Consider the following 15,275-nt stretch of genomic DNA (forward strand, 5'->3'; position numbering starts at 1 on the left):
GCTCGGGTGTGCTGCGGTCTTCCCCCGGTCCTGGGGTGGCGCTGACTCCACCTTCTTCTGGGGGCGGGCGCCATTCTGCCCAGGGCGGAAGATCTGAATACTCAGGCCCATGACCAATTCAATGGTGCTTCCGGTGGACCCGCCGACGCGAGGAGGACGAGAGAAGCAGAACAGGGGTAGCGACTTCTCCGAACTGTCCCGGCGCATAGCGGAGGAGGGGCTGCTGCGTCGCCGTCCGCTGTATTACACGGTCCGTTTCGGACTGGTCGCCCTGGCGCTTGCGGGATGCGTCGGCGCTTTTCTCGCGCTGGGGGACAGCTGGGGCCAGTTGTTCGTCGCGGTCGCGTCGGCCGTGGTCTTCGGCCAGCTCGGACTGGCCGCGCACGACCTCGCCCATCAGCAGGTCTTCACCCGTCGGCGTCCCAGCGAGGCAGGGGGGCTGCTGGTCGCCGACCTGTTGCTGGGCATGAGCTACGGGTGGTGGATGAACAAGCACACCCGGCATCACGCGAATCCCAATCACGAGGGGAAGGACCCGGACGTCTCACCGGACATTCTCGTGTGGTCGCGTCGGCAGGCACGTCAGGCCCGAGGGTTGCCGCGTTTCGTCGGGAAGCACCAGGCCGCATTGTTCTTCCCGCTGCTGACACTGGAAGGCCTGAATCTCAGCTTCAACAGCTTCCGGGCGTTGAAAAGTACGTCGGTGAAACGGCCGGTACTCGAGGGCACGCTGCTCGTAGCGCATTTCGTGCTCTACTTCGGCGGCCTGTTCGCCGTCCTCTCCCCCGCCAAGGCGGTGGTGTTCCTGGTCGTGCACCAGGCGCTGTTCGGCGTCTACCTCGGTTCGGTGTTCGCGCCCAACCACAAGGGCATGCCGATGATCGAAGAGGGGACCCGGCTGGACTTCCTGCGCCGCCAGGTCCTCACCTCGCGCAACGTCCGGGGCGGCGTGGTGATCGACGCCTTCATGGGCGGGCTCAACTACCAGATCGAGCACCACCTCTTCCCCAGCATGCCGACCCCCGCGCTGGCCCGGGCACAGGTCATCACCGAGCGGTACTGCGCGGAGCTGGGCATCCCGTACCACCGGACCGGGTTGATCGCCTCGCACCGGGAGGCGCTACGTCACCTCAGGAGCGTCGGCGAACCGCTGCGTGCCCCGGCCGAGGGCTGACCCGGCGGCGGGCGGCCCGGCTGTGACCGGGCCGCCTCAGGAGCCGGGCGGGCGCCCCGACCGCGCATCCGCTGCCGGGTGCGGTGCGGCACCCGGCGGCGGTGAGGTCGACGTACCGGCCGGCCCTACAGGTCGGCGGCGTCCACCACGTCGCGCAGGTCGACGAACTTGAAGCCGGTCGCGGTACGCGTGCTGCCCTCTCCGTCGGGGACGTCAGGGGTGTCGTGACCGTCCTGGACGACCAGCAGGCCGTTGGGGTAGCGGTGACCGAGCGGCGCGTTCAGCACCGCGGCTCCGTCGCACTCCTCGGACCCGTCGAGCGTCGCGGAGGCCGCCCCGACCCGGAAGCCGCCCTCGTACTCGTTCTTCTCGCTCACCTCGCGGTCGTACAGGGCGAAGGTGTCGTCGCCCTGGCTGGAGGCGAAGAGGTAGCCGTCGCCGTCCGGTTCCTGCAAGAGCGTCAGGCCCTCGACGTCCGCGGAGAGCCGCTCGCCGCCGAAGCCGGGGTCGGCACCGGGCGTGCACTCCTCGGTCTCCTCGTCGTAGACGCCGGGGACGCCGTACCCGCGGACCTTGTCCACCAGGACCGGTTCGGCGGTGAGGTCGGCGCGCATCCGCCAGATGCCGATCGCCTCCTGAGCGGCGTAGAGCGTACCGGTCGCGGGATCCACCACCATGCCCTCGACCTGCGGGAGTTCACCCGGTTCCGCGCAGGGGGACCACGTCGTGCCGTTCGGCAGGCGGAAGGACGAGGGCAGGTCGAGCGTGCGGACCTTGCGGTACGTGACCGTCCCGCCGGCGGTCGGCCTGAGCTCGACCAGTGCGAGGCTGGTCCGCTCTCGCCGGCTGACCAGGGCGTAGGTCCGCCCGGAGGAGGTGTCCTTCCAGGTCGCGAGGCCGTACGCGGTGCGCTGGTCGTTGATCTCGTCCTGGCCGGTGGAGAAGACCGGGGCGACGGCGGGGTCGGTGATGTCGGTCAGCGGGCCGCCGGGCCTCGACGGGTCGATGCGGTAGATCCGCAGCCGGTCGGTGCCGCGGTCACTGACCACGGCCACGTCGGCCCGGCCGGTGGCGGTGCGCAGGCCGGTGACGAGGTCCACGTTGTTGTACCGGCCCGGCGCGTCGTGCTCGGCGGGCGGACGGGGCGCGGGCAGCGTCTGCACCAGGCGGGCGCCGAGGTCGTACACCCGCAGTCCGCCCTCCTTGGCGGTCGCGATGACGAGGCTGCGGCCGGGGTCGACCGCGTTGCGCCAGATCGCCGGGTCGTCGGCGTCGGAGTTGCCGCCCGCCTCGTCGTCGAAGAGGGGCGGGGTCTCGGCGACGGGCGTCACCGTCGGCAGGGCCCCGCCCTCTGCCCCGGCCCGGGCGGGGGCCAGGAGGAGGAGTGCGGCGGCGGACAGGACGAGGGCGGTTCTGCGCCGGGTGCGGTGTGTTCTCACAGCCACTTCCTTGGTCGACGTCGAGGACATGCCATCGTGCGGGGAGAACGTTGCACGCAGGAGGCGGCGTTCTGTACACGTGATCACGGTGGAGCCGACCGCACGCCAACTGCCGTTCACCGCCCAACGGTACGGGCGTGAGCGGCGCGGTGAAGGGGCTGTGCGGCGACGTGCGCCGCCCGTCCCCCGTCAGTGCAGCGGCTTGTCCAGGACGGCCTTGCGGTGGCTGAAGGTCTCGATGGAGTAGCGCCCGTGGTAGTTGCCCATGCCGCTCTCCCCCACTCCGCCGAACGGCAGGTCGGAGACGGTGAGATGGGCGAGCGGCAGGCCGTACCCCAGGCCGCCCGAGGAGGTCTCGTCGGCGAACCGGCGCCGCGTCCCGTCGGACTCGGTGAAGACGTACAGGGCGAGCGGCTTGTCCCGGTCGTTGACGAAGTCGATCGCCTCGTCGAGGCCGGGAACCGTCACGATCGGCAGGATGGGACCGAAGATCTCCTCCCGCATGACGGGCGAGTCGGGGTCGACGTCGGCCAGGACGGTCGGCGCGAGGTACTTCGCCGTCCGGTCACCCGTGCCGCCCACGACGGTGCGGCCGGAGTCGAGCAGGCCGGTGAGCCGGTCGAAGTGCCGTTCGTTGATGATCCGCCCGTACGCGCCGGAGGCGGCCGGGTCGCTGCCGTACAGGGCCCGCACGGCGTTCGCGAGGAGCGGCTCCAGAGCCGCCGCGGTGTCCGGATCGGTGAGGACGTAGTCGGGGGCGACGCAGGTCTGTCCGGCGTTGAGGAACTTGCCGTGGGCCAGCCGGTCCGCGACGACGGTCAGGTCGGTTTCGCGGTCGACGAACGCCGGGGACTTGCCGCCGAGTTCGAGGGTGACCGGCGTGAGGTGCTCGGCGGCGGCGCGCATCACGATGCGGCCGACCGTGCCGTTGCCGGTGTAGAAGATGTGGTCGAAACGCTCGGCCAGCAGGGCCGTGGTCTCGGGCACCCCGCCCTCCACCACGGCGACCGCGTCGGCGTCGAGGTAGGCGGGCAGCAGGCGGGCCAGGACGGCGGAGGTGGCGGGGGCCAGCTCGCTCGGCTTGGCGACCACCGCGTTGCCCGCGGCCAGGGCGCCGACGACGGGGGCCAGCAGGAGCTGGGCCGGGTAGTTCCAGGGGGCGATGACGAGGACGACGCCGAGCGGGTCGTGCTGCGTCCAGACCGTCACATCGGTGCCGAGGTGGGCCGGCGCCGGGGCGGACTCGGGGCGCAGCCAGTCGGCGAGGTGGTCGAGGGTGTGGTCGATCTCCCGGACGGTGAAGTCGATCTCGGTGCGGTAGGCCTCCGTGGCGCTCTTGCCCAGGTCGGCGTGGAGGGCGACGGCGATGTCGGCGCCGTGCTCCGTCAGCAGGTCGCGCAGCCGGCGAAGCTGGGCCGTGCGCCACTCGACGGGCTTGGTACGGCCGGTGCGGAAGGTGGCGCGCAGCCGGGCGACGACGTCGGCGGGCTGCTCAGGGGCGGAGTGGTTCACGGGTACCTCACAGGCTCACAGTCGGATGTATATAGCAACCTTTTGACCGCTCCCCTTGATTCCATCCTTTCCGCACCCCGTCCGTGCCGTGTGTCACAGCAGGCCGGAGCCTCCTCCTACGAGTGGACATCGAGGGGACAGTCGCGCAGGAGTGCCGCGGCGTCCGCGCGTGCGGGCATCGGGACGGTGTGGGAGGCGGGCGGTCGGTGTCCGGGCTCGAGCCAGCTCTCCAGGGCCGTGAAGGCCGAGCGGTGGCACGGCGTGAGCGGGCGCAGACGCCCCGGGAAGGTGTCGACGAGGGCGTCCGTGTGGGTGCCGCCTTCGATGCGGTAGTAGCGGTGCAGGGGGCCGCGGCCGGCTCGGCGCACCATACGGGCGTAGACGTCGGAGTCCTGCCCGATGGGCAGCAGGACGTCCAGGGTGCCGTGCAGGGTGATCAGCGGTTTGCCGATCCGCCCGGTCAGAGCGATCTTCTCCACGGCTCGGTGAACCTCGCCGGGCCGGGCGGCATAGTCGTAGTCGGCGTCACAGGCCGGTGTTCCCGGTGCGCAGAAGGGCGTGCCCGCCTCGATGGGGCCGTCGAATCCGGGGTCCAGTTCCTCGCGGTAGATGCGCTGGGTCAGGTCCCAGTAGACCTTGTGGTGGTACGGCCAGAGAAACTCGGAACCGGCCGGGAAACCGGCGGTGTGCAGAGCTCTGCGTGCCGCGTCGGCCTCCTCGCCCCCGGCGTCGTACACGGGGTGGTGGCGCAGCGCCTCGGGCAGGAAGTTCAGCAGGGTGGGGCCGTCGGAGCGCCACAGGGTGCCCTCCCAGTCGACTCCCCCGTCGTAGAGGCCCGGACGGTTCTCCAACTGCCAGCGCACGAGGTACCCGCCGTTGGACATCCCGGTCGCCAGGGTGCGTGCCGGGGGTCGGTGGTAGTACCGGGCGACCGTGGCCCGGGCGGCCCGGGTCAGCTGGGTGAGCCGGTCGTTCCATTCGGCGATGGCGTCGCCCGGCTCCTTGCCGTCCCGGTGGAAGGCCAGGCCGGTGTTGCCCTTGTCGGTGGCGGCGTAGGCGTAGCCGCGGGACAGCACCCAGTCGGCGATGGCCCGGTCGTTGGCGTACTGCTCCCGGTTGCCGGGGGTGCCTGCGACCACCAGACCGCCGTTCCACCGGTCGGGCAGGCGGATGACGAACTGGGCGTCGTGGTTCCATCCGTGGTTGGTGTTGGTGGTGGAGGTGTCGGGGAAGTAGCCGTCGATCTGAAGGCCGGGGACCCCGCTGGGTACGGCCAGGTCCTTGGGGGTCAGGCCCGCCCAGTCGGCCGGATCGGTGTGGCCCGACGCGACCGTGCCCGCCGTGGTCAGCTCGTCCAGGCAGGCTGCCCGCTGGTACTCCGCCCCTGGTACACGTACCTGGGTGAGGCCCGTGCAGTGGAGGCCGCCCGGGCCGGTCGGTACGGCCACCGCGGGCGCGGGTGTGAGGGTGACGACGAGGGCGGCCAGGGCCAGGCCCGCCGGTCCGCCGCGTCGCCGCGAGGATGCCGGGGGGCGGAAGGAGAAACGCATGCGTGAGCCTCCGCGGTCGGGGACTGGGATGCGCGGGACGCTATAGCGCGGTTTCGCCGCTCCCTATGGGGCCGCCGCCCACTATCCGGGGCCGTGGCGTGGCTGCCGGCACCATCGGACCCCGACGGGTATGCCAGGAAACGTCGGTCCGCCGGGACACGTCCTTTGTCGGCGACGCGGGCTGGCCGGCCTGATCCGGCGGCGGCCACTTGCTGCTCAGTCGGCGCATCGAGCGTGCCGCCGACCGCAGGCGGTGGCCCTCCGTGATCGACGTAGGCTGCGGTTCGTGAGGTCAACTCAGGCGGAATCTCGGCCGGTCAGTCCCCCGATCGCACTGTGGGCTGTCTCTTTGACCTCGCTGGGCGTCTTCCTCGCCGGTCGGCGGTGCGCGGCCCCGGCTCGCTGTCAGTGGCCGCTGGCATCATGGCGGGTATGACGATCATGGACGTGGTACGCCACGAGGTTGCCGAGGAGCGCGTGGAGGACACCCTCCACCGCGGTATCCGCCGGGCCATCGGACACTGGTCCGACCTGCGCCACGGCGGCCGTCCTCTCCGGCAGGGGCTGCGGGAGATGGGCGGCGACCTCCTCGATTTCGTGGCCGCCCGCACCCTGGAGGACCCCGCGCTGGAGACGCCGAAGTCACGTCAGATCCTGCTCACGGCGGCGGAGTGCGCTCTCGGGGAGCTGACGTTGGGCTGTTTCCCGAACGGCGACTGGGACGTTCCCCTCCCCCTCGTCGACGAGACGCTCACCAGCGAGGAGATGCACTACGACGAACGCTGGGAACCGGCGGCACCGGCGACCACCGCGCAGACCTGGGTCCGGGCCTTCGCTCTGTGCGTGATCAGCGGCCTCGTGTGGGAGCGTGGCCGCGTCATCGGCCCGCTGCTGAGCAAGGACTACGCCCCCGCCATCCGCGACGCGGTGCCCTACTCGGAGCGGGAGTCGGTCTCCACACCGTCCGGCCTCGCCGAGATGGACGCGCTCTGCGACTACCTCACCATCGTGCAGGGGCCTCGTCCCGGCGCTCTTCCCGGCCCCGTCCCGCTGGAGAGGCCTGCGGCCGACGTGCGCCTTCGCGCCGCTGAACGGCTCGACGCGGCCGGCCCCCTGGACCCGGACCAGCGGCTGCTGCGCACCCTGCTCGCCGACGACCAGCCGGTCTTCGAACAGGCCTTGGCCGACAGGCTGTTGGAGCATCGCGCGAGCGTCGGCACCGACCCTGCGCCTCGCACCCTGCTCCCGGTCCGGACCGTGGCCGTGGCCGCGCTCGCCTGCCTCGCCCACGGCTGGAAGCTGGGCGTCCGGTCCGACTACCTGCCCGACTCCCTGTTGCAGGCCCCGCACCACTGACGAGGTACGACCCACCCGCGTGGTTCAGCTCCGCTTGGCACGGGCGACTGCCTCGCGCAGCGCTTGCGAGAAGAAGCTGCCGTCGGCGTCGTCGCCCAGCGCGACATGGCAGGAACTCTGCTCGGATCGGCCGGACCACAGGGCCGTGATGGTGACACCACTGTCCTCGGGCAGGCGGCGGCGCCCGGGGAACCGGTCGGCCAGTGCGCTGTGCTCGGCCAGGGTCATGCCGTCCAGCCGTGCGGACAGGACCGTCGTTCCGGTCGAGGACCTGGTCACCGCCACGACGAACCAGCGCGGTGTGAACAGGGCGAGCGTCCGGTGCTCCGGGTCCGGGTCGGCCATGCCCTTCCAGCGGGACAGCAGGCCCGGTGTGTAGAGGCGGGTGCTGACGGTCAGGCAGCAGGCGACCGCGTTCGCCAGGACGTCCCCGAGCGAGCACGCTTCCGCATGGCCAGCGATCGCCTCCCGCAACCCCGGATCCACTTCCTCCGGTTCGCAGTAGCCGCTCTCGCGCCGGTACAGCCGCACCATGGGCCCTCGCTTCAGATCGCGGTCGAGGCCATGAAGGCCACGCTGTGATCCTACGGAGACGATGCAGGTGTCACCGGAGAACCTCGGTGCTCCGGGCCGCCGTGAGAGCGGTGAGCAGGGGGAAGGCGATGAGCAGCGCGACTGCGACGAGGCAGCCGCTTGCCCAGAGCGGTCCGAGCTCTCCGGCTCTGGTACCGAGGGTGGCTCCGGCCAGGACGGGGCCGACGGCGGCGCCGACGTTGAGCGCAACGGTCGCATACGAGCCCGCCATGGTGGGGGCTCCCGCGGCCTCGTAGAGGACCCGCGTGATCAGCGTGCTGCCCAGCGCGAACGACAGGGCGCCCTGCACGAAGACGAGGGTGAACAGGGCGACCGGCTCGTCGGCCAGCATCGCCAGGGCCGGCCAGCCGATGAGCAGCAGCGGACCGCCGACCGCGATGACCGGGCCGGGACGCCGGTCGGACAGCTTGCCGGCGACGGTGACGCCCACGAAGGAACCGGCACCGAAGAGCACCAGAGCGGCAGAGACCCACAGCTCACCCAGCCCAGCGCTGTCGGTCACCACGGGGGCGAGAAAGGTGAGGCTTCCGAAGGTGGCCGCGTTCACCAGGGCGCCGAGCAGCATCACCAGGATCAGCCGCGGCCGTGCGAGGCGGGTGAGCTCCGCTCGCAACGCCGGCCTGCCGGTCTCCTCAACCTCGTCACGCCCTGCCGGGATCCCCTTGAGGACGCCGAGAGCCGCAGGCAGACAGAGGGCGGCGACAGCCCAGAAGGCGGCCCGCCAGCCGAACATCGTGCCGAGCACCGAGCCCCCGGGGACACCGGCGATCGTGGCCACCGTCGTGCCGGACAGCAGCACGGCCAGCGCGCGTCCCTTCCTGTCGGACGGGACCAGTGAGGCGGCGGCCGTCAGAGCGACGGCGAGGAACCCCGCGTTCGCCAGCGCGGCGATGACCCGGGTGGCGAACAGGACGGTGAAGCTGGTGGTGACGGCGCCCACGGCGTGAGCCGCCGCGAAGGCGAGGATGAACCCGAGAAGGCCGGAGCGCCTGGGCCAGTGGCGGGCAAGCGCGGCGACAAGCGGGGCACCGACGATCATGCCGATCGCGAAGGCCGAGGTGAGAGCGCCTGCCGTCCCGACTGTCACGTCGAGATCCGAGGCGATCTCCGGCAGGAGACCGGCGAGCATGAACTCCGAGGTGCCCATGGCGAAGACCGCCATGGCAAGCAGGTACAGCGGGAGAGGCATCGAGTGGCTCCGAGGTGAGGAGAAGCACGAGAAGGTCATCTCGTCACCGCGGCCAGCCCCGAGAGCTGACGCGCCGGGCCGCTGAAGGCGGCGCGACGGCAGGATTACGAACTCAATGGTTCAGGGGGCTGACGGCGTGACCGAAAGCCCCCACCGTGTCCGACTCAGGACTCGACATGGCCCGCACGCTACCCGACCGATGCCCCTCTAGGCATCTCGGTTTCACTGACTCGGCCTGTGTCACCGACGTCGTCGAGCCGCTGGGCTTTCTGCGGCCGGGCCTCGCCGTCACCGGCCGTTCTGCGGACTGTTGGGCTGCAAGAGCTGGTCCACGGGTGCGTGATCGTCGGTGAGGAGTCGGGCATCGCCGGTCCAGGAGGTGAGGTCCTCTCCGGTGGTGATCTTCCAGCCGGTTTGCCGGGCGTCGAGCGCCTTTTGGACCGCGCGCAGGTCGACCGGCCGGTCGGAGGCGAGCACCACCAGATTGCCGCCCCTGGAGTCGTCGGTCGGACCGTGGCCGATGTCGGCGGGTTCGCCGAGGAGGGCGATGTGCTCGAACGTCTCGCCGAGCGTGGCCACTTCGGCGCGTGCGAAGTCCATGCCACCGTGGTCGATGAGGTTGGCGACGTAGACGCCCCCCTCGTCGAGAACCCGCCGTACCTCGGTCATCGCTTCCAGCGTGGTGAGGTGCCACGGCACGCTGACTCCCCCGAAGGCGTCGCCGACGACGAGGTCTCGACTTCCCGGTTCCAGTCGCCGCAGGCCCAGCCTGCCGTCCTCGACGCGTACGTCGACACCCGCCCCCGGGCGCAGACCGAGTTGCTCGCGGTTGATGCCCACCACTCCCCCGTCGATCTCGGAGACGAGGCTGCGCGTGCCGGGCCGCGTGGCCGCCAGGTAACGCGGAAGGGTGAGCCCACCGCCGCCGACGTGGTGGGCGACAAGCGGTTCACCGTGCGGAAAGGCGGCGTCGACGACCGACGCGATGGCGCGCACGTACGCGAATTTCAGCTGGGTGGGGTCGTCGAGGTCGACGTACGAGTGCCGCAGCCCGTCCAGTACGAGTGTGCGGCCGCCGCCTCCGTCGGGATCCGCGACGACCCTTGCGCAGTGGTACTTGGTCTCCACGTCGCAGGCCCCGGGCGCGGCCGTGACGGCGAGACCGCCTGCCACGACCACGAGCGTCAGGGCGGGGGCGCCGCTCCACCCGCGCGTTCGCCACTCGAACCACGCCGAGCCGGCCACCAGCAGCGCTCCGAGGCCGAGCAGTATGCCGCTGACCGGCAACCGCGACACGAGGACGAAGCCGGTGAGCACGGTGCCGACGATGGCGCCGACGGTGCCGACTCCCGAAAGCCGGCCGACCACCGTCCCCGTCTCCGCCAGGCTGGTCAGACGCAGCTTCGTCACGAACGGGGTCACCGCGGACAGCAAGGCGCCCGGCACCAGGATGGTCAGCGACGCGATCACCAGGAGCACCGCCGGGGCCCACTCCGCGCTGCCGCGCAGCACGGCCGGGGTGACCGCCACCACGGCTCCGGACACCCCGAGGGAAGGGCCGATGAGCCGGCGTGGATCGACCTGGTCCGCGATGTGTCCGCCCAGCCAGGAGCCGAAGGCGATGGCGGTGAGCGCGATGCCGATCACCATGGTGCTGGTCTCGAGCGTCAGGCCGAGGTAGGGAGCGAGCAACCGCAAGGCGACGATCTCGACCACCAGGACCGCTGCCGATGATCCGAACACCAGCGTGGCGGCGGCGCGGGGCCCCAGACCGGCACGGCCGGGCGTGCTCTCGGCGACAGGCGACGATGACGACGATCCGGTCACGGGCGACATTCTTGCACGCGGTTCGATTCCGGATGCCGTCTCACCGGTTGCTCGGGGGCCCCTGCAAGCATGGCCGTCACCCGGCGGGTGGCCGCCCCGTCGCAGGCGGATGCCGCTTGACGGTGGGAAGTTCGCGCTGGTCCACTGCCCGCGTAGATTCGACACGCGCCCCCCGGATCGACCGGCGGGGCGCGGACCGAACCGAAGGAGTGCGGCCATGCCAGCCGAAGCGATCGTCCGCCAGTCCGTCGTGGACGTACTGGAGGAGCGCCTGCGCACGGACATCCTGGACGGCACCCACCAGCCCGGCTCCCTGCTCCCACCCGAGCGGGAACTCGCCGCGTCCTACGGCGTCACCCGCACGACACTGAAGCACGCGCTGTCCCGGCTGGAGCAGGCAGGACTGCTGCGTACGCGGCACGGCGTGGGCACGCGGGTCCTGGACTTCCTCGCGTCCGGCGGCGTGGACCTCCTTCCCCTGCTCGTGGGTCAGGACGGCCGGTGGCTGCCGGACGTGTTCGAGGCACGCCGGGCCATCGGCGGGATCATCGCGCGCAAGGCCGCCTCCCGGTGCAGGGCCTCGCAGGGCGTCCGGCTCCATGCCGTGGTCGACGCGGTGGCCAAGGCTGCGGACTCGGCCGGTGCGCAACTCGCGGAGGCGGAAGTGCACCGGGAGCTGGCCCGCGCCACAGGCAACCGCGTCTACCTGCTGCTCACCAACACCCTGCTGAATGCCTACCTGCCGGTCCGCCATGCCATGAGCACGCCGTTCGCGGACCCGGCGGTTGCCGCGGACCGACTCCGGCAGGTGGTGGACCCCGTGGCGAGCGGCCAGGTGGAGGAAGCCGGGCGCGCCGCGGAGGACTACCTCCAGGTGACGGCGGAGGAGATGGCGGCCGACCTGGCACGACACAGGCGTCGGCGGAAGTAGCACGGGGGGGCGAACGGACATCGTCCGGGGCGGGGAAGCGCGTTGAGGGCTTGACCTGGTGGAGACGGGCTGGTTCTCTGCCTTCAGTGGATGAGCCACTCAGCCACTGAGCCTCGATCCCGGCCGCGCGGCCCGCGGCGGACGACCCGGACCATTCGGAGAGGAAGGGTGCCGTACATGGCAGCACGCCGGGGAACGCGCTTCGCGGAAACCATGAAGGGGACACTGCGGCTTGACATGGCAGGGAGCGGAAGCCGACCCGTGACACTCGACCTGCGGGTCGACGCTCCCAGCGTCATCCGCCCTTGTGGCTCCACAACGGCCGTTCTCAGCGGCCGAGTTCGCGTCGGCGGCTGGGCCGACGACCTGCATGCCTCCGGCCGCATGCTCATCGCACCGCTGTCACAGGGCCGGATCGACTACCACGTGCGCTTCACAGGCCTGGACGGCCACGCCTATGTCCTGGAGGGACACAAGTCCCCTGTCTGGCACAGTCCGCTGCGTTCCATGACGGTCCTGCCGATCCGTGTGCGCCCGGCCGAGGGACCCGACGGAGACCTCTCCTCCTCCGTCACCGGCGAAGGCCTGCTCCGGTTCCGTCTGCGCAGCTTGCCCTCGTTCGCGGCGAGTTGGCGCTTTCCCGCGGCCACCGATTCCGCCGAGGTCCTCACGGCGGCTCGCCGAGACCGCCTCAATGTCTGGTACAGCACCTTCACCGATCCGGACACCGGGACCGGATACTGGCTCCACCACGAGCTGGTGCGCCCGGTGAGCGGCACCCCCTACACCCACGGCTGGGCCGCGGTGTACCCGCCGGACGCGCATCCGGTCCTCGACCGCTTCGGCCCGCACGACCTGCCGGACGGCACGGCCTCTTCGGACGGCGACAGCTCCCCTTGGCAGTTGCCGGGCTTCCACTCCCCCTCGGCCTCCGCCACCCCTCATGAACTGCGGGGACAGACCGGGCGCTTGGCCTGGGATCTCAAGGTGACCGCGGACTCGGCGCCCCTGCACACCTTTCCCCGGCTGGCCTGGAAGCGCCGGGTGCTGCCCGCCGTGCACGCCGTCCCGCAGGCACGGGCACGCTACTCCGGCTCTGTGCGCCTGGACGGTCAACCGCTCCCTCTGGCAGGCGCCTTGGGGGCGAACGCCCGTATCGCGGGCCGAGGCAACGCCCACCACTGGGCCTGGCTGCACGCCGACCTTGACGACGACACCGTTCTTGAAGTGGTGACGGCCGTCTCCGGCCTGCCCCTGCTGCGGCTTCTGCCGCCGCTGGTGTTCCTCCGGTTGCGCCGGGCTGGACGGGACTGGCCGCGAGGCGACTGGCGCAGTTCGCTGGGCTTCCTGGGTGCCGGACGGTTCCGAGGGAGGCCCCGGCTGCCGACCTGGACCGTGCGGGGCCGCGCGGGAGGGCGCCGTATCGCGGTGCGGGTGCACCTGCCCGAGGAGAGCCGGACCGCTGTCGGTTACACGGACCCGGACGGCAGCCGGGCCACCTGTCACAACAGTGAGCGGGCCGATGTCCAGGTCTCCTTGGAGCGGCGGCGCGGTGGCCGTTGGCGGCCTGAGCAGGTCTGGGACGTGCGGGGCACCGCCCACGCGGAGGTGGGGCTGCGGTGACGGCGGATCGCGGCCGTGCCCTTGCGGCGGTCCTGCTGGACGTCGGTGAGGACGCCCACGGCCCGGAGTGGGAGCGGCAGGTGCCGGATCGCCTGCTCCGCTTCCTGTCGTCCCTGCCGCCGTACGTACGGACCGGCTTGCGTGCGGCGGACCTGGCGTTCGATGGATTCTCCCTGCTGACCACGGGGCGGCGGGCCCACTGCCTGCCGCCGGACAGCCGGGAGCGGCTGCTCAGGCGACTGGTCCGGCTGCCGGGCTTCGAGGTCCTTATGGACAGTGTGAAGATCCCCCTGTTGCTGGCCGCGGGGGCGAGCCGTCACTCGTCGCGGCCCGTCCGGCCCTTCGTCCGGGCCGATCCCCTGCTGGACATCTGCCCGTCGTCCGACTGGCCAGACGAGGACCGAGTGGACGCGGTGGTGATCGGTTCCGGGGCGGGCGGAGCCGTGGCGGCGCTCACCCTCGCCTCCTCCGGACGTTCGGTCGTGGTGGTGGAGGAAGGACGGCACTTCCCGACGGAGGAGCTCGCCTCGCGCCCGCCCCTGGACCGGTTCGCCGACGCCTACCGTGACGGTGGTGCCACCCTGGCCTGGGGCGTGCCGCCCGTGCTGCTGCCACTCGGCCGGGCCGTCGGCGGCACCACACTGGTCAACTCGGGCACATGTCTGCGCACACCCGGCCCGGTGCTGGAACGGTGGCATCGCACGCACGGGGTCGCACTGGCGGAACCCGCCTCCTTCGCCCGTCACATGGATTACGTGGAGACCCTCCTCGGCGTGGGCGTACCCGACCCGTCGGTCCTCGGCCGCAATGGCGGTCTGGCTCTTCTCGGCTCCGAACGCCTGGGCTGGTCCGCCGCCGCGCTGCGCCGCAACGCCACGGAGTGCGGGGGCTGTTGCGAATGCGTCGCCGGCTGCCCGAGCGGCGCCAAGCAGGCGGTGCACCTGTCCGTGCTGCCCGCGGCGTGCGCGGCGGGAGCCCGTATCGTCACCCGCGCCCGCGCCACCCGCGTCATCACCGAACACCAGGCGGGCGCCCGGCGCGCCATCGCCGTAGAGGCGGCACGTCCGGACGGCACGACCTTCACTCTGCGCACCGGCCTCGTCGTCGTAGCGGCGGGGGCCCTGCACAGTCCGGCCCTGCTCCGGCGGTCAGGGCTGGCGGGACACCCTCGGCTGGGGCGCAACCTGGCGATCCACCCGGCTGTCAGCGTCGCCGGGCGCTTCGCGGAGCCCGTCACCGGTCCGGGCGCGGGCCCCAACGTCCTGCAGAGCGTCGGTGTCGACGAATGGCATCACGACGGAATTCTGATCGAGGCCACCGCGGCACCTCCCGGCATGACGTCCTTCGTCCTCCCGCACCTCGGCAGGGAACTGAAACGCGAGCTGAACGACGCCGGAAACCTCGGCCTCCTCGGTGCGATGGTGTCGGACCGCTCCTCCGGACGCGTACGCGGCGCGTACCGCCCGGTCGCCTCCTACGCCCTGCACGCCGAGGACGGTCACCGACTCCTGCGGTCCATCACCCACATGGGCCGCATCCTCTTCGCCGCGGGCGCCCGCGAAGTGCTCACCGGCATACCGGCGCACCCGTCGGTCACCTCACCGGACGCCCTCGACGACGTCGTCCGCCGCACCGGTCACCGCCGCCTCCACCTGTCGGCGTTCCACCCCACGGGAACCGCCGCCCTGGGAGCGGACGATCAGCGTTTCCCCGTACGTCCCGACGGGAGACTGCGCGGAACGGAAGGAGTGCTGGTCGCCGACGCCTGCCTGCTGCCGTCGTCCCCCGGTGTGAACCCGCAGATCACCATCATGGCCCTGGCACGCGCCGTGACCGAGCGGGCCGTCCGCCGTGACGGGCGGTGACACGGACTCGTCGAGTGGGTGCTGAGACGTTGTACCGCCGGTGAGCGCCTGTGCGCCCCCACCGGCGCCCTCCCGCACGGGCCGGGGTCGGCGGCACGGTCGAACACATGGGGGACGGTGGGGAAGCGTGTGAGGGTCGCGGGGACGGCACGGACTGCCCCAACGGGGAGGTGCTCGACGTGGGGGTGGAAGGCCCCCGGTGTGAGGAGTGCCGT

11 protein-coding genes are annotated in these 15,275 nt (G+C 71.7%); 5 read left to right on the top strand and 6 right to left on the bottom strand.

Going from position 1 to position 15,275, the window contains the following annotated elements; genetic code table 11:
- Positions 1 to 109: 109 nt before the first annotated feature.
- Positions 110 to 1,174 carry a fatty acid desaturase family protein gene (locus AC0665_RS31920; RefSeq protein ID WP_478706361.1) on the top strand — a complete coding sequence of 355 codons (1,065 nt, stop codon included), beginning with the start codon at positions 110 to 112 and terminating at the stop codon, positions 1,172 to 1,174.
- A 125-nt stretch (positions 1,175 to 1,299) separates the two neighbouring features.
- Here AC0665_RS31920 and AC0665_RS31925 read toward each other — a convergent pair whose 3' ends face one another.
- The 3 genes from AC0665_RS31925 to AC0665_RS31935 all read right to left on the bottom strand — a co-directional run bounded on the left by AC0665_RS31925 (position 1,300) and on the right by AC0665_RS31935 (position 5,675).
- On the bottom strand, positions 1,300 to 2,613 hold the full coding sequence (locus AC0665_RS31925; protein ID WP_478706362.1) for a phytase: 1,314 nt from the start codon (positions 2,611 to 2,613) through the stop codon (positions 1,300 to 1,302).
- 189 nt (positions 2,614 to 2,802) lie between these two features.
- Positions 2,803 to 4,125 carry an aldehyde dehydrogenase family protein gene (locus AC0665_RS31930; protein WP_478706363.1) on the bottom strand — a complete coding sequence of 441 codons (1,323 nt, stop codon included), beginning with the start codon at positions 4,123 to 4,125 and terminating at the stop codon, positions 2,803 to 2,805.
- A gap of 116 nt (positions 4,126 to 4,241) precedes the next feature.
- Positions 4,242 to 5,675 (bottom strand): 3-hydroxybutyrate oligomer hydrolase family protein, encoded by a 1,434-nt coding sequence (locus AC0665_RS31935; RefSeq protein WP_478706364.1) that lies wholly within the window; start codon positions 5,673 to 5,675, stop codon positions 4,242 to 4,244.
- A gap of 432 nt (positions 5,676 to 6,107) precedes the next feature.
- On the opposite strand from AC0665_RS31935, the gene AC0665_RS31940 reads away from it, so the two are divergent.
- Positions 6,108 to 7,031 (top strand): Imm49 family immunity protein, encoded by a 924-nt coding sequence (locus tag AC0665_RS31940; protein WP_468638873.1) that lies wholly within the window; start codon positions 6,108 to 6,110, stop codon positions 7,029 to 7,031.
- A 24-nt stretch (positions 7,032 to 7,055) separates the two neighbouring features.
- Here the strand turns inward: AC0665_RS31940 and AC0665_RS31945 are convergent, their stop codons facing one another.
- The 3 genes from AC0665_RS31945 to AC0665_RS31955 all read right to left on the bottom strand — a co-directional run bounded on the left by AC0665_RS31945 (position 7,056) and on the right by AC0665_RS31955 (position 10,650).
- Positions 7,056 to 7,565: a hypothetical protein gene (locus AC0665_RS31945; protein WP_468412368.1), complete on the bottom strand. Its 510-nt coding sequence runs from the start codon at positions 7,563 to 7,565 to the stop codon at positions 7,056 to 7,058.
- A 70-nt stretch (positions 7,566 to 7,635) separates the two neighbouring features.
- Positions 7,636 to 8,814 carry a Cmx/CmrA family chloramphenicol efflux MFS transporter gene (locus tag AC0665_RS31950; RefSeq protein ID WP_478608627.1) on the bottom strand — a complete coding sequence of 393 codons (1,179 nt, stop codon included), beginning with the start codon at positions 8,812 to 8,814 and terminating at the stop codon, positions 7,636 to 7,638.
- 288 nt (positions 8,815 to 9,102) lie between these two features.
- Positions 9,103 to 10,650 (bottom strand): fused MFS/spermidine synthase, encoded by a 1,548-nt coding sequence (locus tag AC0665_RS31955; protein WP_478706365.1) that lies wholly within the window; start codon positions 10,648 to 10,650, stop codon positions 9,103 to 9,105.
- Positions 10,651 to 10,858: 208 nt separating this feature from the next.
- Between AC0665_RS31955 and AC0665_RS31960 the strand changes: the two genes are divergently transcribed.
- From AC0665_RS31960 to AC0665_RS31970, 3 genes are all read left to right on the top strand, one after another.
- Positions 10,859 to 11,572 carry a FadR/GntR family transcriptional regulator gene (locus AC0665_RS31960; protein WP_478608623.1) on the top strand — a complete coding sequence of 238 codons (714 nt, stop codon included), beginning with the start codon at positions 10,859 to 10,861 and terminating at the stop codon, positions 11,570 to 11,572.
- Positions 11,573 to 11,833: 261 nt separating this feature from the next.
- A complete protein-coding gene (locus AC0665_RS31965; RefSeq protein WP_478706366.1) occupies positions 11,834 to 13,195 on the top strand; it encodes a hypothetical protein in 1,362 nt (453 codons plus the stop codon).
- A complete protein-coding gene (locus tag AC0665_RS31970; protein WP_478706367.1) occupies positions 13,192 to 15,060 on the top strand; it encodes a GMC family oxidoreductase N-terminal domain-containing protein in 1,869 nt (622 codons plus the stop codon). Before AC0665_RS31965 ends, AC0665_RS31970 begins: the two co-directional genes overlap by 4 nt.
- Positions 15,061 to 15,275: the final 215 nt, after the last annotated feature.

The sequence above is a fragment of the Streptomyces sp. NPDC043685 genome, from assembly GCF_056436585.1.